We start from the raw sequence: 22,731 nt of genomic DNA on the forward strand, positions 1-22,731 counted from the left end.
CTCGGCTTTTAGTGATATGTTTAGCTAAAAGTAGAAGCCGTGATATAAGCAAACAGCGATCGAATGCCTTGAATAGGGCAAGCTTTCTAAGGGAGGAAAAGAATGAAACGACAGCAGATGCGTGGCTTGGCCATGGCCCTGATGCTCTCAACGGCGTTGCCGGCCGCCGCTGCTCACGCCCAGGCCGCCCCCGCGATCTCGGCGAAACCTTGGATGAACACCAGGCTGAGCGCCGATCAACGCGCCGACCTGGTCGTTGCCCAAATGACGCAGGACGAGAAATTGACCCTGGTGTTCGGGTTCTTTGGCTCGAACCAGAAGAAGCCGCAGTTCACGCCTTCGCCGGAAGCCCGCATGGGCTCGGCCGGCTATATTCCCGGCATTCCCCGCCTGGGTGTGCCCGCCCTGTGGGAAACCGACGCCGGCGTGGGTGTCGCCACCCAGCGCGAGACCAGCGATCCCTACCGCGAGCGCACCTCCCTGCCCTCCGGCCTGGCCACCGCCGCCACCTGGAATCCCGAGGTCGCCTACAAGGGCGGCGCGATGATCGGTTCGGAGGCACGGTCGTCGGGCTTCAACGTGCAACTGGCCGGCGGCGTCAACCTGGCGCGCGAACCGCGCAACGGCCGCAACTTCGAATATGGCGGCGAGGATCCGCTACTGGCTGGCGTGATCGTCGGCGCGCAGATCCGCGGCATCCAGTCCAACAACATCATCTCGACCATCAAGCACTGGGCCCTGAACGCCCAGGAGACCGGCCGGATGACGGTCAGCTCCAATGTCGCGGACGACGCCGCCCGGGCTTCGGACTTCCTGGCCTTCGAATTCGCGATCGAACAGTCGAACCCAGGCTCGGTGATGTGCGCCTATAACCGCATCAATGGCGCCTATGCCTGCGAGAACAACTACCTGCTCAACGAGGTGTTGAAGACCGACTGGGCTTATCCGGGCTTCGTGATGTCCGACTGGGGCGGCGTGCACTCCACCGCCAAGGCCGCCAATGCGGGCCTGGACCAGGAGTCGGCCTACACCTTCGACAAACAGCCCTTCTTTGGCGCGCCGCTGAAGGCCGCCGTGGCCGACGGCTCGGTGCCACAGGCGCGCCTGGACGACATGGTCCGCCGCATCACCCGCTCGATGTTCGCCCACGGCCTGTTCGACCATCCGGTCACCCCGGGACCGATCGACTTCGCCGCCCACGCCAAGGTCACCCAGGCCGACGCCGAGGAAGCCATCGTTCTGCTGAAGAACGACGGCCTCCTCCCGCTCCTTTCTGGAAAGGGGGCCAAGACCGCCAAGACGATCGCCGTGATCGGCTCGCATTCCGACGTTGGGGTGCTGTCGGGCGGCGGCTCGTCCCAGGTGTTCCCGATCGGCGGCATGGCGGTGAAGGGCCTGGGCCCCAGCGGCTTCCCCGGCCCGATCGTCTATCACCCCTCTTCGCCGCTGAAGGCGTTGCAGGCCAGAAACCCCGGCGCCCGGTTCACCTATAGCGACGGGACCGATCCAGCCGCCGCCGCCAAACTGGCCGCGCAAAGCGACCTGGTCGTGGTCTTCGCCCACCAGTGGGCGGCCGAGTCGCAGGACTATTCCCTGACCCTGGCCGACGATCAGGACGGCCTGATCGCCGCCGTCGGCGCGGCCAATCGCAAGACCATCGTGGTGCTGGAAACCGGCGGTCCGGTGCTGATGCCTTGGCTCGACAAGGTCGGCGCCGTGGTCGAGGCCTGGTATCCGGGCACCAATGGCGGCGAGGCCATAGCCCGGGTGCTGACCGGCGAGGTCAACCCGTCGGGACGCCTGCCGATCACCTTCCCGCAAAGCGCCGCCCAATTGCCTCGCCAGACGATCGACTGCGACCCGGCCAAGCCGGAGGACTTCTGCGACGTCGCCTATGTCGAGGGCGCGGCGGTGGGCTACAAGTGGTTCGACCAGAAGGGCCTCCAGCCGCTGTTCGCCTTCGGCCACGGCCTGTCCTACTCGACCTTCGGCTACAGCGGCTTGAAGACCTCGGTGACCGGCGACAAGCTGACCGTCAGCTTCACCGTCAAGAACACCGGCAAGGTCACTGGCAAGGACGTGCCACAGGTCTATGTCGGTCCCACGGCCGGAGGCTGGGAGTCCCCGCGCCGCCTCGGCGGTTTCAAGAAGGTCGCCCTGGCCCCTGGCGCCAGCACCGAGGTCAGCGTCACGGTCGATCCACGCCTGCTGGCCACCTTCGACTCCAAGGGCAAGACCTGGGAGATCGCGGGCGGATCGTATGAAGTGTCGCTGGGCTCCTCGTCCCGGACGCTCTCGGCCAAGGCGAACGTGACGGTGGCGGCCAAGTCGCTGCCGGTGTCGTACGACGGAAAATAAGGCGAAAGGGCGGAGCGGCGGTGACCGCTCCGCCCCCTCTCTCGCAATATTAGGACGCTTTCGGCGCGGGCCCCGTTGAGGCGCGGACCATCAGTTCGAAAGGCAGCATCTGACTGCCCGCCGTCAGCTTCTCGCCCGAGGCGCTGGCCATGATCAGCATGTCGGCGGCCTTCTCGGCCATCCGGGCCACCGGCTGGCGCACCGCCGTCAGCGACGGAACGCTCAGCCGCACCCCGATCGAATCGTCATAGCTGAGGATCGACAGGTCGCCCGGCACCGCCAGGCCACGCGCCTGGGCCACGCTGACCACGCCCAGCGCCATCTGGTCGTTGGAGGCCATGATTGCGGTCGGCGGCAAAGCCAAGTCCAGCAAGGCGTTGGCGCCGGCGACCCCGGCCTCGAACGTGAAGTCGCCCTTGTAGATCCAGTCGTCGGGAACAGCCTGGCCCGCCGCTTCCATGGTCGCCACGAAGGTCTCGACCCGCAGGATGGAGGACGAGAACTTGTAGTCCCCGGCGATCATGCCGATCCGCCTGTGACCCAAGCCCAGCAAATGCTTGGTCGCCTGCCGCGCGGCGGCCCGGTCGTCCATATAGACCCGCGGCCCCTGCCCCTTGACGGGGGTGTTGAGCCGCACGAACGGGATACTTCGCTTTTTTAGAGCCGCCAGCACCACCGGGTTCTCGCAGTTGGGCGGCGTCAGGATCACGCCGTCGGGCTGCAGCGACGACAGGACCGCAGTGATCTGTTTCTCCAACTGGTCGGACTCCCGATCGACCAGCTCGAACATCAGGTGATAGCCCGACTGCTCGCAGCGCAGCATGGCGCCATAAAGCATCTGGTCGATCCACTCGTTACCGCGTTCGCTGCGCCAGTTGTCCAGGGTCAGGCGGCGGTCGTTGAAGGCGACCAGCAGGTAGGAACGCGAACCGGCCATGGTGCGGGCGGCCTTGCTGGGGCTGTAGCCCAGCTTCTCGACGGCCGCGAGCACGCGTTCCTTCAGGTCCGGCGTGACGTTGGGCTCATTGTTGAGCACTCGCGACACCGTCTTGACCGACACGCGCGCCTTCTCGGCGACATGGATGATCGTGGCCGGCCGCTTCGCCATGCAGAATCCATTCCCCCGCTTCAGATTCGAGCCTAGCGACCGCGAAACCTTATGTCTGCCCCCGGACGTCAGACGATGGTGCGGCGCCACCAGTCGGCGCCGGTTCGCCGTACCCGCCGCCACCCGGCGTCTCGATGACGATCACATCGCCGGCCAGCATCTCGGCCGCATCGGTGGCCCCGAGGGCCAGCACGCTTCCGTTCGCCCGCTCGACCCGCGCCGCGCCCAACTGCCCCGCCCCGCCGCCAGCCAGACCGAACGGCGCCACGCGGCGTCGGTTGGATAGCAGGGTGGCGGTCATCGGCTCACGGAAACCGATCCTGCGCACCACGCCGTCGCCGCCATGATGCGCACCGACGCCGCCTGACCCCCGCCGGATCGAGAAAGCCTCGACCAGCACCGGATAGCGACTCTCCAGCACCTCGGGATCGGTGAGGCGGCTGTTGGTCATGTGGGTCTGGACCGCGTCGGCGCCGTCGAAGTCCGGACCGGCCCCAGCCCCCCCGCAGATAGTCTCGTAGTACTGCCGCCGGTCGTCGCCGAAGGTGAAATTGTTCATCGTGCCCTGGGCGGCGGCCATCACACCCAACGCGCCATAGAGGGCGTCGACCACCACCTGGCTAGTCTCGACATTGCCGGCCACCACCGCCGCCGGATAGCGCGGCTTGAGCATGGAGCCTTCCGGAATGACCAGCTCGACCGGCCGCAGGCAACCGTCGTTCATCGGGATCTCGTCATCGACCAGGGTCCGGAACACGTACAGCGCCGCCGCCCGGCAGATCGAGGCCGGGGCGTTGAAATTGGTTGGGACCTGATCGCTGGTGCCGGCGAAATCGACCCGCGCCGCGCGGGCCGCGCGATCGACGGTGATGGCCACCTGCACCACGCTGCCGTCGTCCAGCTCGTAGGCGAAGGCGCCGTCCGACAGGGTCGCCAATACTCGCCGCACGGCCTCCTCGGCATTGTCCTGCACGTGAGCCATATAGGCCTCGATCACATCCTGGCCGAACTCGGCGACCAACCCGGTCAGGCTCTCGGCCCCGCGCGCGCAGGCCGCGACCTGGGCCTTGAGGTCGCCGATGTTCTGGTCGGGATTGCGGGCCGGCCAACGGCCCGAGGCCAGCAGGACCCGGACCTCGGCCTCCAGGAACCGTCCGCCCTCGACCAGCAGGACGTTCTCGATCAGCACCCCCTCCTCCTCGACCGTCCGGCTGTTGGGCGGCATCGAGCCCGGCGTGATGCCGCCGATGTCGCCCTGGTGGCCCCGGGCTGCGACGTAGAAGATCAGAACCCCGGCCGCGTCGAACACCGGCATCACCACCGTGACGTCCGGCAGGTGGGTGCCGCCGTTGTAGGGCGCGTTGAGCATGTAGACGTCGCCTGGTTTCATGCCCCGGCCATCGCCGTCGCGCGCCTCGCGGATGGCTCGAACGCTGTCGCCCATCGAGCCCAGATGCACCGGCATGTGCGGGGCGTTGGCGATCAGGTTGCCGTCCCGGTCGAACAGGGCGCAGGAAAAGTCCAGCCGCTCCTTGATATTGACCGAATAGGCGGTGTTCTGCAGAGCGAAACCCATCTCCTCGGCCACGGCCATGAACAGGTTGTTGAACACCTCCAGCATCACCGGATCGGCCGCCGCGCCCACCGCGTGGCGCTTGGCCAGGGCGACGACGCGGTCGAGGATCAGGTTGAGGTGCGCATCGACCGTGGCTTGCCAGCCGGGCTCGATCACGGTGGTCCCGGTGGCCTCGCGGATGATGGCCGGACCGGCGATCGTTGCGGCGATTGGCAAGGCGGCGCGGTCGAACACCGGCGTGGCGTGTTCCAAGCCGGCCATGCGGGTGAGCACCGTGGCCAAGGCCTCGACGTCGCCGGCCGGGGCAGCGCCCAGATCGGGCGCGGTCCCGGCGTCGGCGTGACCGATGGCCTCGACCGCCAAGGCCTCAACCATCAAGGCTGTACTGGGCGAGATAAAGCCAAAGCGCCGCTGATGCAGGGTCTCGAACGCGGTGCGCACGGCCGCTGCATCGCCCAGCGGTACGCGAAGGGGCGTATCGGTCCCAGCATATTTGACCAGCAGGCTGGAGATCGTCTCGACACGGATCAACGGCACATCTTGCCCGCGTAGGGCCACCTCGGCTTCGCTGGCCAAAACCGCAGCGCGCTCGACCAAGTCGCTGGCGTCGGACAGCGGTTGCTCGACGGTCGCCTCCCGCAGGATCCGCAGTTCGGCCAGGCCCATGCCGTAGGCGCTGAGCACGCCGGCGAACGGGTGGATCATCACCTTGGACATGCCAAGCGCGTCGGCCACCAGGCAGGCATGCTGTCCGCCGGCCCCGCCGAAACAGGCCAGCACATAGCGGGTGACATCGTAGCCGCGCTGGATCGAGATCTGCCGCACGGCCTTGGCCATGTTCTCCACGGCGATGGTCACGAAGCCCCCGGCGATCTGGGCGGGGCTCATATCGCGGCCGGTCGCGGTCAGGATCTCGCCGGCCATGGCCTCCAAGCGCGCCATGACGATGTCGCGGTCCAGCCGCTGATCGGCGTGCGGCCCAAACACCGCCGGGAAGAACTCGGGCGACAGCTTGCCCAGCATGACATTGCAATCGGTCACCGTCAGCGGCCCGCCGCGCCGGTAGCAGGCGGGACCGGGATTGGCGCCGGCCGAGGCCGGTCCCACCCGGAACCGCGCCCCGTCAAAGACGCAGATCGAGCCGCCGCCGGCCGCCACGGTGTGGATGTTCATCATCGGCGCGCGCATCCGCACGCCCGCCACCACGGTCTCGTAGGCCCGCTCATATTCGCCCGCGAAGTGGCAGACGTCGGTCGAGGTGCCGCCCATGTCGAAGCCGATGACGCGGTCGAAACCGGCTTGGGCGGCGGTCTTGGCCATGCCCACCACGCCGCCGGCCGGCCCCGACAGGATGGCGTCCTTGCCCCGGAAGGCGTGGGCGTCGGTCAGGCCGCCATTGCTCTGCATGAACAGCAGCCGGGTCTCGCGGCCCCCCTCTTTCGCCTTGAGGGCACTGGCGACCTTGTCGACATAGCGGCGCAGGACCGGCGATAGGTAGGCATCGACCACCGTGGTGTCGCCCCGCCCCACCAGCTTCATCAGCGGGCTGACCTCGTGGCTGACCGACACCTGGCTGAAGCCGATATCGCGCGCGATGGCGGCGACACGCGCCTCGTGGTCGGTAAAGCGAAAGCCATGCAGCAGCACGATGGCCACCGCGCGAAAGCCGGCGTCGAAGGCGGCCCGCAGACCGTCGCGCGCGGAGGCCTCGTCCAGCGGTCGCAGAACGGCGCCCTCGACGGTCATCCGTTCGTCGATCTCGACCACCCGGGTGTAGAGCGCCTCGGGTTTGACGATCTTGCGGTCGAACAGCTTGGGCCGCGCCTGGTAGCCGATCCGCAGGGCGTCGGCATGGCCCTTGGTGATCGCCAGCACCGTCGGCTCGCCCTGGCGCTCAAGCAGGGCGTTGGTGGCCACGGTGGTGCCCATCTTGACCGCGTCGACGGCGGTCTCGGCGCCCAGCAAGGCCCGCACGCCCGCCACGGCGGCGTCGTCATACTGCTCGGGGTTCTCGGACAGCAGCTTGTGGGTGACCAGGGTCCCGTCGGGACGCCGCGCGACGATGTCGGTGAAGGTGCCGCCGCGATCAATCCAGAACTCCCAGCCGCGTTCGGTCATTCATGGCCCCTTGGTCAGAGGTCCCTTTTGGCGTTGGGGAAGGTTCGCATCAAGGGCGCCTCGCGATCCTTCTCTCTCTTGCGGGCGAAGGAGACTTCAACGCATCGCCTCGATCGCGGCCCAAACGCCGAGGCCCAGGAAAACCAGAGCGGCGCCCATGCGGACATATTTGAGCGGCACGACCTTGGTCACCGCCTCGCCGAAATAGACCGCCGGCACGTTGGCGACCATCATGCCCAGGGTGGTGCCGGCCGCGACCAGCAGCACGTTGTGGAAGCGCGCGCCCAGGGCGATGGTGGCGATCTGGGTCTTGTCGCCCATCTCGACCAGGAAGAAGGCGATGGTTGTGGTCAGGAACACGCCGTAGCGACCCTTGCCGCCGGGCATGTCGTCATCGACCTTGTCGGGGATCAGGGCCCAGGCGGCCATGGCGATGAACGAGACGGCGATCGCCCACTTAAACCAGGTTCCGCCGAAGAAGTCCGAGGCCAGCGAGCCGGCCAGCGCCGCCAGGGCGTGGTTGGCCAGGGTGGCGACCAGTATGCCCAGGATGATCGGCACGGGCTTTTTGAAGCGCGTAGCCAGGATGATGGCCAAGAGCTGGGTCTTGTCGCCGATCTCGGCGATGGCCACCACGAGGGCCGACACAAACAGGGATTCCATGGATCAGGTACCGTCAGGGCCGAGCGCATGCCAATAGCGTCGGAGACCCCGCCCAGCCCGGAACGGAAACCGACGCCATTGGTCTCGCCGCGGAAGCCTGTCGGCTTCCTCCACCCGCGCCATGATCTCACCCCTCTTGAAGAAGGAAGACCAAGTATGTTGACGACGGGCCCCGCTGATCGGTGCGGGCGGCTACTCCCCAAAGGTGAGCGGTTGGTAGCGGCGCGAGACGCGGCGGTCAATGCGCGTCTGCCGGTCGAAAGGTCGCGCCCGATGCCCAGGGACTTCGCAAGCCGGTCGCCAGTCTGACGCTGGCCAAGCCGTTCCCGTTAGACCTGTCGGCCATCGAGGGGGGCCCTCCGTTGTCATCCCGGACGAGCGCGCTGCGCGAAGATCCGGAACCGACGCGTGAAGGCAGGCGCTTCCGGCGGTCCCGGATCTGCCCCCGGCTTTCGCCGGGGTTGTCCGGGATGACGGCGGTGGGGGGTTGTGAGTTTGCCGCCTCTAGGGAACCACCCCCGCCCCATCGAAGCGCATGACGTGGATCGCCACCCGCACCTTGCCGCCGGTGAAGCTGCCGCCGGCCGCCGTGATCACCACCGCAGTGTCGGCGTAGTAGGCCGTCGGCCCCACCACCCCGACATTGTTGGTGTTCTTGGCGACGCCCAGGCCCGAGCCGAACTTCGCCGTGTCACCGCTGACGCCGCAGCTGTAGGACGTCGCGCCCGTCACCGCGACGCTGGTGCGGGTCGAGACGCCCAGGACGATGGCGCGGTTAGGGATGACGACCGTGGTGGCGGTCAAAGCGCCCGACAGGGTGACTTCCTGTTCGACGATCTCGAACCGCGTATTGGCGCCGAACGGCGACTTGGCCGCCGTGACGGCCTTGAAGGTCGCGGCCAGGGGCGTCCAGGTCGCGCCGTCGGAGATCACCGCATGGCCCTCGTCCTTGACCCAGGCCAGCCAACCGGCCGCCGGGGTCAGCGCCTCCCAGGCCCCAGCCTCGAACCGGGTGAGCAATCCCGCCGCCTTGCCGGCCCAGAAGGCCCCGGTCGCGGCGGCGGGCAGGATATGGATCGCGCCGTCGGCTGGCGCGACGGGCTGGGCGACGATCGTGCGGCTCTCGACCGCGAGCTGAACGAGACCGTCCAGCCGGGCGAAGGCCTCGTTGACCGTGATGTGTTTCTGGGCCTGGCCTGCGGCTACATAGGGCAGCGACAGGCGGGGGGTGGCGTCGTCGGACATCGGAAGGCTCCTGGAGGTTTCAAGGCCTCCATTCTCGCCCCGCCGCGAGTGACGGAGGACCGACGCGGGTCGATCCCCCTCTTCGTCCCCGTCTACTGGGCCGCGAAAGCCAGGCGGGCGCCCGATGTGAAGGCCGTCTTGGCCGCCAGCTCCGCCTTCGCATCCTCGTACTGCTCTGCGAACTTGGCCACCAGCTCGCCGGCGGTCAGCACCGCGTCGATCGCCCCGACGCCCTGGCCCGAACCCCAGATATCGCGCCAGGCCTTGGCGTCCTGGTTGCCACCCGAGCCAAAGTTCATGGCCGAAGGATCGCTGACCGGCAGGTTTTCCGGATCGAGACCGGCCCGGACGATCGACTGGCGCAGGTAATTGCCGTGCACCCCGGTGAAGAGGTTGGAATAGACGATGTCGTTGGCCGAGGCCTCGACGATGGTGTCCTTGTAGCCCTGGGGCGCGTTGGCCTCGGCGGTGGCGATGAACGCCGAGCCGATATAGGCCAGGTCCGCGCCCATGGCCTGGGCGGCCAGGATCGATCGGCCGCACGCGATCGCGCCCGACAGCGCCACCGGCCCGTCGAACCAGGCGCGGATTTCCTGCACGAGGGCGAAGGGCGACAGGGTGCCGGCATGGCCGCCCGCCCCGGCCGCCACCGGGATCAGGCCGTCGGCGCCCTTCTCGATGGCCTTGTGGGCGTGGCGGTCGTTGATCACGTCATGCAGGGTGATGCCGCCGTAGGAGTGAATGGCCGCATTGAGGTCCTCGCGCGCGCCCAGCGAGGTGATGACCACGGGCGCCTTGTGCTTGACGCACATTTCGATGTCTTCCTCGAGCCGGTTATTGCTCTTGTGGACGATCTGATTGACCGCGAACGGCGCCGAGGGCGCTTCGGGATGGGCGCGATCATAGGCGGCCAATTCTTCCGTGATCCGCGCCAACCACTCGTCCAGCTGCGAGATCGGTCGGGCATTGAGGGCCGGGAACGATCCGACGATCCCCGCCTTGCACTGGGCGATGACCAGGTCCGGGTTGCTGATGATGAACAGCGGAGACGCAATGACAGGCAGGCGCAGGCGGTCGCGCAGGATCGGCGGCAAGGCCATGGACGTCGTCTCCTCTTGGGTCTTCCGGGGGCGACCACTCCGGGCCGCTCATGTAATCAGCGTTAGCTTAAACGCTCGTTCGTGGCATGTGCAAGCGCTTGACCTACCCTAGGGCAGAGAGGCATCTGCTGGTCAAAACAAGAAAATGCTGCACTGCAGGAGAGAAACGACGTGACTGAGGCGATCACGCCGCTGGCCGAGGATTTCGGCCCCCCGGACGAAACTAAGTGGCTGGCCCTGGTCGAGAAGACCCTGAAGGGCCAGAGCTTCGACGACGCCCTGATCACCCAGACTGCCGATGGCATTGCGATTCGGCCCCTCTATACGGCCAAGGACGGCGCGGTCGTGGTGCGCGACCTGCGCGCCCGCGACGCCGATCGTCCGTGGGACCTGCGGATGCGCGCCGCCCATCCTGATCCCCGCCAGACCGCATCCGAGATCATGAAGGACCTGGAGAACGGCGCGGCTTCGGTTCTGCTGGCCATCGATCCGACGGGACAGAGCGGTGTCGCCGTCGGCGCCGTGCAGGACCTGGCCCTGGCGCTGAACGGCGTGATGCTGGACCTGGCGCCCGTCGCCCTGGACGCCGGGTTCCTGGGTCCCAAGGCCGCCGACTGGCTGGGGACGCTGGCCAAGTCGGCCCCCAACGCGCCCCTGGCCTTCCACATGGATCCGCTGACTGCCTTCGCCCAGGCGGGCGTCTCTCCCGGCCCGATCGAGGGCCACCTGATCGCTGCGGCGACGGTCGGCGCGCGGCTGTCGGAGACCTACGCCAAGGCCAGCCTGTTCCTGGCCACCGGCCGCGCGGCGCACGAGGCCGGCGGGTCCAACACCGAGGAGCTGGCGATGATGACCGCCAGCGCCGTGACCTACGCCAAGGCCCTGGTCCGTGCCGGCCTGTCGATGGAGGAGGCCTTCTCGCGTATCGTCTTGGGCGTCAGCCTCGACGCAGAATATTTCACCGGCGTCGCCAAGGTTCGCGCCGCTCGGGCCCTGTGGGCGAGGATCACCGACGCGTGCGGCGTTTGCGTTCCGGCCGTGATCGAGGCCCGCTCCTCCAACCGCATGCTGACGAAGGCCGACGCCTGGACCAACCTGCTGCGCCTGACCTCGGCGGCCTTCGCCGGCGCCGTCGGTGGAGCCGACGCCGTCGTGCTGGGCGCCTTCACCGACGCCCTCGGCCTGCCCACCGCCTTTGGCCGTCGCCAGGCGCGCAATACCCAGTTGGTGCTGATGGAAGAAAGCCACCTGGGCCGCGTCGCAGATCCGGCCGGCGGGGCGTGGTATCTCGACAACCTCACCGACCTGCTGGCCCGCGCCGCGTGGGGCGGTTTCCAGGCCATCGAGGCTGACGGCGGCATCGTAAAAGCCCTGGAAAGCGGCCTGATCGCCGATATCGTCGCCGACACCTGCGAGGCCCAGGCGGCCCAGTTCGCCGACAAGAGCCGCAAGATCCTGGGCGTCACCGCCTTCCCCAACGCCGCCGACAAGCCTGCCGAGGTGGCTACGCCTGATCTTTCCGACTTCGCGCTGGAAGGGCCCAGCACCCGCGTGCCGGGACCGGACTCCAAGTGCCGGCCCATGACCCCGATTCGTTTCGCCGCCGCCTTCGAGGGCGCTGTCGCATGAGCAAGTTCCCGAATTTCGCCGACATCGCCTTCGAGACCGGCGCCACCGCCGACGCGCCCGCTGATGGCCCCGTCTGGAACACGCCCGAAGGCGTCGGTGTCGCAGCGTCGTTCACGCAGGCCGATGTCGAGGGCCTGGACTTCACCGGCGGCTATCCCGGCGTCGCGCCCTATCTGCGCGGCCCCTACCCGACCATGTATGTCACCAATCCGTGGACGGTGCGGCAGTATGCCGGCTTCTCGACTGCCGAGGACAGCAACGCCTTTTACCGGCGCAACCTGGCGGCGGGTCAGATGGGTCTGTCCGTGGCCTTCGACTTGGCCACCCACCGCGGCTATGACAGCGACCATGAGCGGGTGAAGGGCGATGTCGGCATGGCCGGCGTGGCCATCGACTCCATCCTCGACATGCGCACGCTGTTCAGCGGCATCCCGCTCGACAAGATGAGCGTGTCAATGACCATGAACGGCGCGGTGTTGCCGATACTGGCGCTCTACATCGTCGCCGCCGAGGAGCAGGGCGTCAGCGCCGACAAGCTGTCGGGGACCATCCAGAACGACATCCTCAAGGAGTTCATGGTCCGCAACACCTACATCTATCCGCCCGCCCCCTCGATGCGGATCATCTCGGACATCTTCGCCTACACCTCGACGCACATGCCGAAGTTCAACTCGATCTCGATCAGCGGCTATCACATGCAGGAGGCCGGGGCCTCGGCCGACCTGGAGCTGGCCTATACCCTGGCCGACGGCGTCGAATACGCCCGCGCGGGGGTCGCGGCCGGCATGAGCATCGACACCTTTGCCCCGCGCCTGTCGTTCTTCTGGGCGATCGGCATGAACTACTTCATGGAGGTCGCGAAAATGCGCGCGGCCCGGCTGCTTTGGGCCGGGCTGATGAAGCGGGAGTTCGCGCCGAAGGACGAGCGCTCGCTGTCCCTGCGCACCCACAGCCAGACCTCTGGCTGGTCGCTGGCGGCGCAGGACGTGTTCAACAACGTGCCGCGCACCTGCGTCGAGGCCATGGCGGCGGTCAACGGCCAGACCCAGAGCCTGCACACCAACGCCCTGGACGAGGCCCTGGCCCTGCCCACCGACTTTTCGGCCCGCATCGCCCGCAACACCCAGCTGTTCCTGCAGATGGAAAGCGGTACGACCCGTGTCGCCGACCCGTGGGGCGGGTCCTACTATGTCGAGCGCCTGACCCACGACCTGGCCGTCCGCGCCCTCGCCCATATCGAGGAGGTCGAGGCGGCCGGCGGCATGGCCAAGGCTATCGAGCAGGGCATTCCCAAGCTGCGCATCGAGGAGGCCGCCGCCAAGACCCAGGCCCGCATCGACGCCAATCGCCAGAGCGTGGTGGGCGTCAACCGCTACAAGCCGGAGGTGGAAGACGTCATCCCGATGCTGAAGGTCGACAACTCGTCGGTCCGCGCCCAGCAGCTGGAAAAACTGGCCCGCCTGAAGGCCGCGCGTGATCCTGCCAGGACGGCCGCCGCGCTGAAGGCCCTGGAAGACGGCGCGCGGGGCGCCGAGAACCTGCTGGCCCTGGCCGTCGATGCGGCCCGCGCCCACGCCACGGTCGGCGAGATCAGCCTGGCCATGGAGAACGTCTTCGGCCGCCATCGGGCCACCATCCAGTCGATCGAGGGCGTCTATGGCAAGGAGGCCGGCGCCGATCCCAAGGCCGCCCGGGCCCGCGCCATGGTCGCGGCCTTCCAGGAGGCCCACGGGGCCCCGCCTCGCATCCTGGTCGCCAAGATGGGCCAGGATGGCCACGATCGGGGCCAGAAGGTGATCGCCAGCGCCTTCTCCGACCTCGGCTTCGACGTCGACATCGGCCCGCTGTTCCAGACCCCGGCCGAGGCCGCGCAGCAGGCCGTGGCCCACGACGTCCACATCGTCGGGGCCTCGTCCCTGGCGGCCGGACACCTGACCCTGGCGCCTGAACTGAAGGCCGAACTGGCCAAGCAGGGACGCGGCGACATCATGATGGTGGTCGGCGGCGTGATCCCGCCCCAGGACTTCGACGCCTTGCGGCAAGCCGGCGCGGCGGCGATCTTCCCGCCGGGCACGGTGATCGCCGAGGCGGTCATCGAGCTGCTGGAAAAGCTGAACAAGCAGTTGGGGTATACGCAGGGGGAAGGGTGAACGAGGTGCGAGGCGGCGACGTCCTGCGTCTGATCGAAGTGGCTGACAGCTCGATCCTGCATGACCTCAGGGTCAAGGCCGAACTCGACGCTCGGCATGGCGTGACCGACTATTGGTGGTCGATGCTTATGGCCGCCGGATTTTCGTCCATCGCGATCCCACGGCCAATGGGTACGGCGAGATCAACGAGCTCAATCGCGACGGCGAGGTCGCGCCCCTTTCCGGATTTGACGGTCAAGGTTGCCGACCTGCCGACCTGCCGACTTAAGCCCTACCGCTTGTCCGCCTTCACCTTGCGCTTCTTGCGCGTCTTGATGTCGATGTCGTCGGGCAGACCGTGCTTGGACTCGATGTCCTTCTGCAGCGCCTTGGCGGCCATCAGGTGGCCGGGGAACAGGGTATCGACCGCCCAGCCCAGCATCGGCACGGTGTCGGACAGGTTGTCGGCGGCCAGATAGGCGGCCATCCGGGCCATCGTGGCGGCAGAGGCTCTGGCTTGCATGGCGTGGTAGAGCAGCACCCCGCCCGCACCCAGGCCGTAGGCCAGACCCACGCCGGGCACCCAGGCCAGAACGCCGTCCAGGCCAATGCCGAAGGGGCCAATGCCGATCAAGCGATCGGACAGGCGCTTGATGGTCTCGGCGTGCCGCCAGGCCTGATGGGCCTTATGGCGGTGGGAGGAAGGGCCTTCGTCGACGACGTAGCCCTCAAGGGTTTCGGCGGTGCGCTCGGTCATGTCAGTTCAACGCGCCTCTACGAACTTGGTTGTCTGAACGCCAAACTAGCCCAGAAACACGACACGGCGTTTTTCCTTGCCGGCCCGAATTCGCTCCAGAAGGTCGCGATATTCGGCAGTGCCCTGGACATCCTTGCGCGTGCCCTCGAAATAGATCGTGTCGTCCATGTGCTTGGTCAGCATGTCGGCCGACCACTTGTGGCCGGTGAACAGCATGTCGGCGATCTTGCCGGCCACCGGCACCGCGCCGGCGACGGTGTCGATCAGGATGATGGCGACGATCTGCACCACGATCATCGGCGCGGCGCGCGCTCGCACGGCGTCGATGACGATCAGCCCCCCGGCTCCCAAGCTGTAGAGCTCGCCCGCCCCCGGGATCCAGGTCAGCAGGCCGTCCAGGCCGATGCCCAGCGGCCCAATCCCGACCACGTTGTCGGACAGCTTCTTCACCCGCTCGACGTTGTTGCGGATATTGTGAAGATCCAAATGCGATTTGGCGAAGATCACCCGGCGGCCCCCAGCAGCGGAAGCGGTCAATCTGCCTTAACCACGGGCGCGCAGGAAGTGGTCAAAGCGCAGTTTCCCGCGTCAGGCGAAACCCCGATGCAAATACTTCGCGCCGGAAGGGAGCCCCTCGCGGATCAGCGGGTTTATGCTTAAGTTAACGGCGACGCGCCGATGGCGGCTGAGGGGGACTTACCGATGCTGATCTCGACCACCCCCTTTATCGAGGGCCGGCCGGTCCAGGATTACAAGGGCGCGATCTACGCCCAGTCGATCCTCGGCGCCAACGTGGTGCTGGATCTGATGGCGGCAATCCGCGACTTTATCGGCGGCCACTCGAAATCCTATGAGCGCGTGCTGGCCCGGGCCCGCGAAGACGCCATGAAGGCCCTCGTCAAAGAGGCCGAAAAACTGGGCGCCAACGCCATACTGGCCGTCGATCTCGACTACAACACCGTCGGCCCCAACGGCTCGATGATGATGGTTTCGGTATCCGGGACGGCTGTCGTCCTTTAGCTAGCGCGGCAACGACAGGCCAAACCAACCGCTCACCCCGGCGGATGCCGGGATGAGCGGTATTAAAGAGCGGCCAGCCGCTCGGCTTGAGCTACCCAGGCGTCGCGCTCGGCGCGGCCCTTCAAGTTCAGCTGGTTATCGAACTTGGCCAAGTCCTTGGCGCTCCAGGCGGCGATCTCTGCGAACCGGGTCACGCCCAGCTCGGCCAGCGCCACCGCCAGCTTGGGGCCGATGCCGACCAGCAGCGTCAGATCGTCGGCGGTCGCCTCTACGGTCTCGACGGCGGCTTCGACCACGGGTTTGGCTAAAGCCTTTGCGGTTTCCATAGCTTCGGTCGTGGCGGCTTCGGCGGTATCGAGCGTCTGCTCCATCGCTTCAGCGACGGCCTCGATCACGGGCGCGGGTTCGACGGGCTCCGCCATCTCGACCGGGGCGAGGTCAAGCGCGGGCGCCTCGGTGACTGGGGCAATGACCGGTTCGGACCCCGGCGCGTTGAGCGAGGGCGCCATCAACGCCTCGACATTGACCGCCTCGCGCCAGCGCGCCGACCACCACCACCAGGTCGCGCCCGCCATGGCGGCGCTACCGAACATCAGCCACAGGGGCGAGGCGGCGGCGGCCAACAGATAGGAGCCTTTTCCAGGGTCGAGCTTGGCGGGTTCGGGCAGGAACGAGAGGGTCATGGCGCGGGCTCCAACAACCGTTTTGTTGCGGCGCAGCATAACACGGTTTCCCGTATCGCAAGCGCGAAAATCTTGACCCTAGGTCAAGCCCGCAGCGCCCAGCGCCAATCCAGCGGCCACCATCACGGCGACCACCGCCAACACCGGCATGCGCAACGCCAGCACCAGCCCGCACGCCAGGCCTGTCAAGCCGAGCGCCCCGAGATTGAGGCTGGCCAGGTCCGGAAGTTCAGTGCGCAGCGGTCCCCAGGTCTTCACCCCGCCGACCCTGAACAGCAGGTGGATGGCAAACCACACCGCCAGGTACGCGATCACGCCGACAGCGGCGGCCGAGACCAAGGCCAGGGCCCGTGCTGGCCTGGGCTTGGTCCTCAGCCGCTCGACGAACGGACCGCCGGCGAAGATCCATAGAAACGATGGGGCGAAGGTGGTCCAGGCGGCCATCAAACCCCCGGCCAAGGCGGCGAGCCAGGCCCATCCTTCCGGCGCGGTCTGGTAGCCGCCGACGAAGCCGACGAACACGAAGACCAGCACCAGCGGCCCCGGCGTGGTCTCGGCCAGGCCCAGGCCGTCGAGCATCTGGGTTGGGGTTAGCCAGCCATAGGACCCCGCCGCCTGGCCGACATAGGCCAGCGCCGCATAGGCTCCGCCGAAACTGACCACCGCCAGCGTGCTGAACACCCCGCCGATCCGGACCAGAGGCGATCCCGGCGCGACAGCCAGCGCCAGCGCCACCGGCGCGAGCCAGACGGCAAGGCAGATCACGGCCGTGCGCCAGGTGGGCCGCGCGTCCACCGCGTTGGGCTCCGCCTCGACGACCGGGCCGCCGCCCAAGGTCAAACCGGCCGCGCCGGCGGCCAGGATGATCAGCGGGAACGGCAGGGCGGTCGCAGTCAGGGCCAGGAAGGCCAGGCCGGCCGCCCACCATCCCGCCGCGCCCTTGATCGCCCGGCTGCCCATGCGGATCACGGCCTGCAGCACCAAGGCCACCACGGCCGCCTTCAATCCCAGCAGAGCCGGTCCGGCCCAGGCTTCGCGGCCATGGGAGACGTACAGGGCCGACAGCCCGAGCATCACCAGCAGGCCCGGCAGCACGAACAGCAGCCCCGCCGCGATCCCGCCGCGCACGCCATGCAGCCGCCAACCGAGCCAGGTCGCCAATTGCTGCGCCTCGGGTCCGGGCAGCAGCATGCAGAAGCTGAGGGCGTGGGCGAAACGCGCCTCGTCGATCCAGCCGCGCTGCTCGACCACCTCCTTGTGCAGCAGGGCGATCTGGCCGGCGGGGCCGCCAAAGCCGAGACACCCAACCTTCAGCCAAACCCAGAACGCTTCACGGAAGGTGGGGCGGAAACTGGGGCTGGCCGATGGCGTCACGCGCGCCAGATCCTCGCCTTGGCGCCGACGTCGCCGAGATTCCCGGCCAACCAGGTCGTGGCCTCGGTGATCGCCGCTTCCGTGGACTGCGGCGCGCCGACCATGACCATCGCGCAACCGTTCATCTTCATCGGGTCCGTCAGTGGGCGAAGGCGCAGTTCGGCAGCTAGCGCGTCGTTGGTGACGGTTTCCATGGCGCGCATGAAGGCGTCGAAGGTTTCCAGGTCCTTGAGCGGCATCCAGGCGGCGATCACCGCGTGTCGGTCCTTGGCCAGCACCGCCTTGGTCGTGGCGACGATCTGGGCGTAGTCGTCGCTGCGCTCGAACGGCGGGTCGATCAGCACGAAGGTCCGGCCGCCCTTCCCCGCCAAGGCCGCGGCGGTGGCATAGCCGTCATCCTTGATCGCCTCGGCGAAGGCGTAGGGCTTCACGGTGCGGCGCAAGCTGTCGAACTCGTCGGGCCGCAGCTCGCAGGCGGTGTAGCGGTCGGTCCTGCGCAGGCCGCCGGCGATGAGCAGCGGCGAGCCAGGATAGAGCGAACCGTCGCCGCCGCCGTTCAGCGCCTTCACCGCCGCGACCAGAGGCGCCAACACCGCCGGGACGTTCTTCATCGCCAACAGCCGACCAATCCCCGCCGCCGCCTCGCCCGACCGCAGGGCCATCTCGCCGCCCAGGTCGTAGGCCCCGGCCCCGGCATGGGTGTCGATCACCGACAGCGGACCGTCCTTGGCGGTCAGGGCCGCCAGCAGCGCCAGCAGGATCGCGTGCTTCTGCAGGTCAGCGAAATTGCCGGCGTGGAAGGCGTGTCGGTAGTTCATATCTGGCGCGTCGCTCCCGGAACCGACGATCCGTCTATCACGTTGGCGAATAAACAAGACCGCACGATAGGGGAGCACGCCATGGCGTCGCATTTTTCGAAGGGCGACAAGGTCACCTGGACCTGGGGCGCGCACAAGGCTCACGGCCAGGTCGCCGAACGCTTCGAGCGCCGGGTCCAGCGCACCATCCAAGGCGAAAAGATCGTCCGCAATGGCAGCCGCGCCGCGCCGGCCTATCTGGTCACCCAGGAGGACGGCGGCCAGGCGTTGAAATCCCAATCCGAACTGCATCCTTCAAGGAGCGAGTGACCATGGCCCGCGACATTGCGGAGACGACCCCCGCCGAACGCACCCTGCTGGCCTATGTCAACGACCAGGAGCAGGGCCTGCGCCGCGTCGCCGACGGCAAGGGCTTTTCCTATGTCGATGAGGACGGCAAGACGGTGACGGACGAGGCGACCCTCGACCGCATCAAGGCCCTGGCCATCCCGCCGGCCTGGACCAGCGTCTGGATCTGTCCCGACGCCAACGGCCACATCCAGGCAATCGGCCGCGACCAGAAGAACCGCAAGCAGTACCGCTACCACACCGAATGGCGGGCCGACCGCGACGCGCGCAAGTACGACCGCATGTCCGACTTCGGCCGCTCCTTGCCCAAGCTGCGCAAACGGGTCGAGCGCGATCTGGCGCGTCGCGGCCTGCCGCGCGAGAAGGTGCTGGCCGCCGTGGTCAGCCTGCTGGAACTGACCCTCATTCGGGTCGGCAACGACGTCTACGCCAAGCAGAACAACAGCTTTGGCCTGACCACCATGCGCAAGCGGCACCTGAAGCTGAACGGCGGCGGGGCAGTCTTTGAATTCGTCGGCAAGAGCGGCAAGAAGCACAAGACCGGCTTTCGCGACCGCCGTCTGGCCCGCATCGTCGCCGCCTGCCAGGAACTGCGCGGCCAACGGTTGTTCCAGTATTTGGATGACGACGGTCAACGCCGGGCGATCGAGAGCAGCGACGTCAACGACTACATCCGGTCCGCGTGCGGCGACGAATTCTCGGCCAAGGACTTCCGCACCTGGTACGGCTCGCTGGCGGCGCTGGAGGCCCTGGGCACCAGCCCGGCGCCGGCGACCCAGACCGAGGCCAAGCGCACGCTCAACACCTGCGTCAAGGCCGTCGCCGGCCTGCTGGGCAATACCCCGGCGGTGTGCCGCGCGGCCTATATCCACCCCAAGGTGCTGGAAGCTTTCGAGACCAGCCAACTGCCAAAACGAAAAGCCTCGTCGCCGAGGGCAATGGAGCTCGCGCTGCTGCGGCTGGTGGCGTCACAAAATCCTTCGCCCCTTGCGGGAGAGGGTGGCGGCTCAGCCGTTGAATGAGGGGTCGCACCGACCCCGAAACCGCGAGCGGCGCCTCAGTCTGCAGCGGAGTCGGTTTTCGACCCCTCCGTCGGCCTTAGGCCGCCACCTTTTCCCGCAAGGAGAGAAGGAAGATCGTGCGCCTTCAGCGCCGCCTTCAACTCCTCGACCATCAAGGCCTTCAAGCCCGCCGGCGAGACGATCTCCACCGCGTCACCCCAGGTGAAAAGGTGCCAGGCGAGCTCCCGCATGCCGCTTGCCCGGAAGGCCACGCTCACGGATCCGTCCGGCTCGCGCGACACCACCTGGCTAGGGTGGAAGCGCCAGCGCACGGCGTCGTCGGCGCGGCTGGGGCCGATGCGCAGGACCACGTCCTCGATGTCGCCGTGATAGATCCCGAAGCTCTCGGCGGCGAAGGCCGGCAGCGAGAAGTCGGCCGGCGGGGGCGCCGGCTCGTCGAGCACGCCCACGGCCTCCATGCGGTCCAGCCGGAAGGTGCGCGGACGGGGGTCCTTGCCCTCCACCGCCACCAGATAGTTGCTGTGACCGAAAAGGATGCCCAGCGGCGTGACCTTGCGGGTCCGGCCCGGCGCGCTGCCGCCCTCGTAGCGGAAGGACAGGGCCTGCAGCGCCTTGACGGCCGTGCGGATGGCCCCCAGGACCTGGGCGTCCTCGAACGGACGGGGGCCCGGATGGATGGCGATGGTCTCGGCCTGGATCAGGGCTTCGAGATCCGGAGCCACCCGGCGGCGGGCCGAGCCGCGCAAGGCAGACATCAGCTTGCGCTCCAGAGCCTGCAACGACGCGGCCCGCCCGGCCGCTCCCCCCGCAGCGTAGCTGTCGGCGGCGGTGCGCAGTGCGGCCAGTTCCTCGGCGGTCGGTGTCTGAAACAGGCTGTCCAGACCAGATGGGATGCGGAAACGCTTGGTGGGCGGATCGTCGATGGCTTCCATCTGCGGAAAGGCGGCCCAGACCGCGTCGCGCATCCGTTCGGCGGTGCGTCGCCCCACCTCCATCGCGCGGGCCATCTCGTCCAGGGTCATGCCCTCGGACGAGCCAGCCAGCATCCGGGCGAGGTCCAGCAGTTTGGTCGCCTTGTCGTGCCGCATGGCGAAACCAATACGACCGTTTTTGTCGCAACGCATCCTTAAAAGCAGAGTCCAGCAACTCGCGCCGTCTCGGAGCCTCGATCATGAACCGTCTCGCCTGCCAGGACTGGCACACCGCCCCGGTCAGCGCCGCGATGATCTCGGCCGTGCTCGACTTCGCTGACATCCATCGCGATCTCGGCGGCGGCCGCACCCTGCTGAGGCTGAGCCCCGAGCGGGTGTTGCGGGCCGACATCATTCTGCTGCTGGGCCGCGACGCCGAGCGCGCCGCCGACGTCGGCCTTGTCTGGAACGACCGCGAGGACCAGATCGTCCGGATCATCGACGACGCAGCCCTCCGCGTCACTCGCCAAGCCACGTGGGAAGACGCCTTCGACCTTTTCGACCACGACGACCGCGACCAGACGCCGCATCGCCTGAGCGCCTGAGCGCCTGAGCGGAACGTCTGGACGTTTGGCCGCAGCGAAAAACAACCCGAGGAGGCGGCCGAAAGATAAGGTCGAGAAAATACCCCAGTTTTGTATCAAATCTTTCGACAACGCGACAGATCGACACATGTACCTTAGGTTTTATATATATTGACCCGACACAAATACCCGCGACGACAGATCTTGCCGGTTCCAACAATTCCTCTTCATAGCTCGTAAACCGACATCGACCATTCTGGTGGCGAGCAAAACGCTCCCGGCAGTCAAAATGACGTCGGATGCCTTGAATAGGACGACGACCATGGGTCTCAATAGCATCAACACGAACTCGGGCGCGATGATCGCCCTGCAAAACCTGAACACCACGAACTCGGAACTGCAGGTTACGCAACAACGCATCAACACCGGCAAGAAGGTCGGTAGCGCCAAGGACAACGGCGCGATCTGGGCGACCGCCAAGGTCCAATCCTCGTCCGCCTCCTCATTGAACGCCGTCAAGGACTCCCTGCAACGCGGTCAATCGACGATCGACGTGGCCCTGGCCGCCGGCGACACCGTCACCGACCTGTTGGGCAAGATGAAGGAAAAGGCCCTCGCCGCGTCCGACACCTCGCTGAACACCGCCTCATTCAACGCCCTGGCCGCCGACTTCACCTCGCTGCGCGACCAGATCACCAAGGCTGTCACCAACGCCAAGTTCAATGGCGTGAGCATCGCCGATGGTTCGACCACAAAGCTGACCTTCCTGGCCAACTCGGACGGTTCGGGCTTCACCGTGTCGGCCAAGACCATTTCGCTGGCCGGTCTGGGCATGAGCGCGACGTCGACCTTCACCACCGCCGCGGCCGCCAAGACCATGATCGCTACGGTCACCAACGCCCTGGGCACCGCGGCCAACAAGCTGGCCTCCTTGGGCACCAGCTCCACCGGTCTCGACACCCACCTGACCTTCGTCGGCAAGCTGCAAGACAGCCTCGACGCCGGCGTCGGCAACCTGGTGGACGCCGACCTGGCCAAGGAAAGCGCCAAGCTGCAGTCGCTGCAAACCAAGCAGCAACTGGGCGTGCAGGCGCTGTCTATCGCCAACCAGTCGTCCTCGTCGATCCTGAGCCTGTTCCGTTAATCGACGGCCTTTTGCGTTCATCATACCTTTGGGGGCGGGTCTTCGGACCCGCCCCCTTTTTCGTGCCCCAGAGTCTAAATTTCAACAACGACAGCCTGGCCGCTACAGGATTTAGTCCACTCGTGGCGATGCGCCACCAAGGAT

General features: G+C 67.3%; 18 protein-coding genes and 1 pseudogene. 8 read left to right on the forward strand and 11 right to left on the reverse strand.

Features of this window, described 5'->3' with window-relative positions; genetic code table 11:
- Positions 1-102: 102 nt before the first annotated feature.
- Positions 103-2,358, forward strand: a complete 2,256-nt coding sequence (locus tag ACP696_RS03435) for a beta-glucosidase (protein ID WP_426012901.1) — start codon at positions 103-105, stop codon at positions 2,356-2,358.
- A 49-nt stretch (positions 2,359-2,407) separates the two neighbouring features.
- On the opposite strand, the gene ACP696_RS03440 is transcribed toward ACP696_RS03435, so the two are convergent.
- From ACP696_RS03440 to ACP696_RS03460, 5 genes are all read right to left on the reverse strand, one after another.
- Positions 2,408-3,466 (reverse strand): LacI family DNA-binding transcriptional regulator, encoded by a 1,059-nt coding sequence (locus ACP696_RS03440; RefSeq protein WP_426012902.1) that lies wholly within the window; start codon positions 3,464-3,466, stop codon positions 2,408-2,410.
- Between the two features lie 49 nt (positions 3,467-3,515).
- Positions 3,516-7,160: a hydantoinase B/oxoprolinase family protein gene (locus ACP696_RS03445; protein ID WP_426043462.1), complete on the reverse strand. Its 3,645-nt coding sequence runs from the start codon at positions 7,158-7,160 to the stop codon at positions 3,516-3,518.
- 96 nt (positions 7,161-7,256) lie between these two features.
- A complete protein-coding gene (locus ACP696_RS03450) occupies positions 7,257-7,823 on the reverse strand; it encodes a TMEM165/GDT1 family protein (RefSeq protein ID WP_426043463.1) in 567 nt (188 codons plus the stop codon).
- A 504-nt stretch (positions 7,824-8,327) separates the two neighbouring features.
- A complete protein-coding gene (locus tag ACP696_RS03455; protein WP_426043464.1) occupies positions 8,328-9,068 on the reverse strand; it encodes a DUF2793 domain-containing protein in 741 nt (246 codons plus the stop codon).
- Between the two features lie 92 nt (positions 9,069-9,160).
- Positions 9,161-10,168 (reverse strand): NAD(P)H-dependent flavin oxidoreductase, encoded by a 1,008-nt coding sequence (locus ACP696_RS03460; protein WP_426012908.1) that lies wholly within the window; start codon positions 10,166-10,168, stop codon positions 9,161-9,163.
- Positions 10,169-10,351: 183 nt separating this feature from the next.
- On the opposite strand from ACP696_RS03460, the gene ACP696_RS03465 reads away from it, so the two are divergent.
- Together ACP696_RS03465 and scpA are read left to right on the forward strand one after the other, a co-directional pair.
- A complete protein-coding gene (locus tag ACP696_RS03465) occupies positions 10,352-11,797 on the forward strand; it encodes a methylmalonyl-CoA mutase family protein (RefSeq protein ID WP_426043507.1) in 1,446 nt (481 codons plus the stop codon).
- Entirely contained in the window at positions 11,794-13,947 is a 2,154-nt protein-coding gene (gene scpA, locus ACP696_RS03470; RefSeq protein ID WP_426043465.1) for a methylmalonyl-CoA mutase, read from the forward strand. The genes ACP696_RS03465 and scpA overlap by 4 nt, the downstream gene beginning before the upstream one ends.
- 271 nt (positions 13,948-14,218) lie before the next feature.
- Here the strand turns inward: scpA and ACP696_RS03475 are convergent, their stop codons facing one another.
- Both ACP696_RS03475 and ACP696_RS03480 read right to left on the reverse strand, forming a co-directional pair.
- The gene (locus ACP696_RS03475; protein ID WP_426012912.1) at positions 14,219-14,683 is read right to left on the reverse strand and encodes a DUF4112 domain-containing protein; all 465 of its coding nucleotides are present in this window, start codon (positions 14,681-14,683) and stop codon (positions 14,219-14,221) included.
- 45 nt (positions 14,684-14,728) lie between these two features.
- The gene (locus tag ACP696_RS03480) at positions 14,729-15,190 is read right to left on the reverse strand and encodes a DUF4112 domain-containing protein (protein WP_426013261.1); all 462 of its coding nucleotides are present in this window, start codon (positions 15,188-15,190) and stop codon (positions 14,729-14,731) included.
- Positions 15,191-15,385: 195 nt separating this feature from the next.
- Between ACP696_RS03480 and ACP696_RS03485 the strand changes: the two genes are divergently transcribed.
- The gene (locus ACP696_RS03485) at positions 15,386-15,703 is read left to right on the forward strand and encodes a heavy metal-binding domain-containing protein (protein ID WP_426012914.1); all 318 of its coding nucleotides are present in this window, start codon (positions 15,386-15,388) and stop codon (positions 15,701-15,703) included.
- Positions 15,704-15,765: 62 nt separating this feature from the next.
- On the opposite strand, the gene ACP696_RS03490 is transcribed toward ACP696_RS03485, so the two are convergent.
- From ACP696_RS03490 to rlmJ, 3 genes are all read right to left on the reverse strand, one after another.
- On the reverse strand, positions 15,766-16,386 hold the full coding sequence (locus tag ACP696_RS03490) for a hypothetical protein (protein ID WP_426012915.1): 621 nt from the start codon (positions 16,384-16,386) through the stop codon (positions 15,766-15,768).
- 78 nt (positions 16,387-16,464) lie between these two features.
- A complete protein-coding gene (gene chrA, locus ACP696_RS03495; RefSeq protein WP_426012917.1) occupies positions 16,465-17,760 on the reverse strand; it encodes a chromate efflux transporter in 1,296 nt (431 codons plus the stop codon).
- Entirely contained in the window at positions 17,757-18,578 is an 822-nt protein-coding gene (gene rlmJ / locus ACP696_RS03500; RefSeq protein WP_426012919.1) for a 23S rRNA (adenine(2030)-N(6))-methyltransferase RlmJ, read from the reverse strand. Before rlmJ ends, chrA begins: the two co-directional genes overlap by 4 nt.
- Positions 18,579-18,659: 81 nt before the next feature.
- On the opposite strand from rlmJ, the gene ACP696_RS03505 reads away from it, so the two are divergent.
- On the forward strand, positions 18,660-18,887 hold the full coding sequence (locus ACP696_RS03505) for a DUF2945 domain-containing protein (protein ID WP_426012920.1): 228 nt from the start codon (positions 18,660-18,662) through the stop codon (positions 18,885-18,887).
- A gap of 2 nt (positions 18,888-18,889) precedes the next feature.
- Complete coding sequence (locus ACP696_RS03510) at positions 18,890-19,948, forward strand: DNA topoisomerase IB (protein ID WP_426012922.1); 1,059 nt, start codon at positions 18,890-18,892, stop codon at positions 19,946-19,948.
- A 116-nt stretch (positions 19,949-20,064) separates the two neighbouring features.
- On the opposite strand, the pseudogene ACP696_RS03515 reads toward ACP696_RS03510, so the two are convergent.
- A pseudogene (locus tag ACP696_RS03515) lies at positions 20,065-21,036 on the reverse strand (helix-turn-helix transcriptional regulator); the annotation flags it as partial.
- Positions 21,037-21,119: 83 nt separating this feature from the next.
- Here ACP696_RS03515 and ACP696_RS03520 point away from each other — a divergent pair.
- Together ACP696_RS03520 and ACP696_RS03525 are read left to right on the forward strand one after the other, a co-directional pair.
- Positions 21,120-21,464, forward strand: a complete 345-nt coding sequence (locus ACP696_RS03520; RefSeq protein WP_426012924.1) for a hypothetical protein — start codon at positions 21,120-21,122, stop codon at positions 21,462-21,464.
- A 301-nt stretch (positions 21,465-21,765) separates the two neighbouring features.
- Complete coding sequence (locus ACP696_RS03525) at positions 21,766-22,587, forward strand: flagellin (RefSeq protein WP_426012109.1); 822 nt, start codon at positions 21,766-21,768, stop codon at positions 22,585-22,587.
- Positions 22,588-22,731: the final 144 nt, after the last annotated feature.

This window comes from Caulobacter sp. DWR3-1-2 (assembly GCF_049896225.1).
Taxonomy (GTDB): domain Bacteria; phylum Pseudomonadota; class Alphaproteobacteria; order Caulobacterales; family Caulobacteraceae; genus Caulobacter.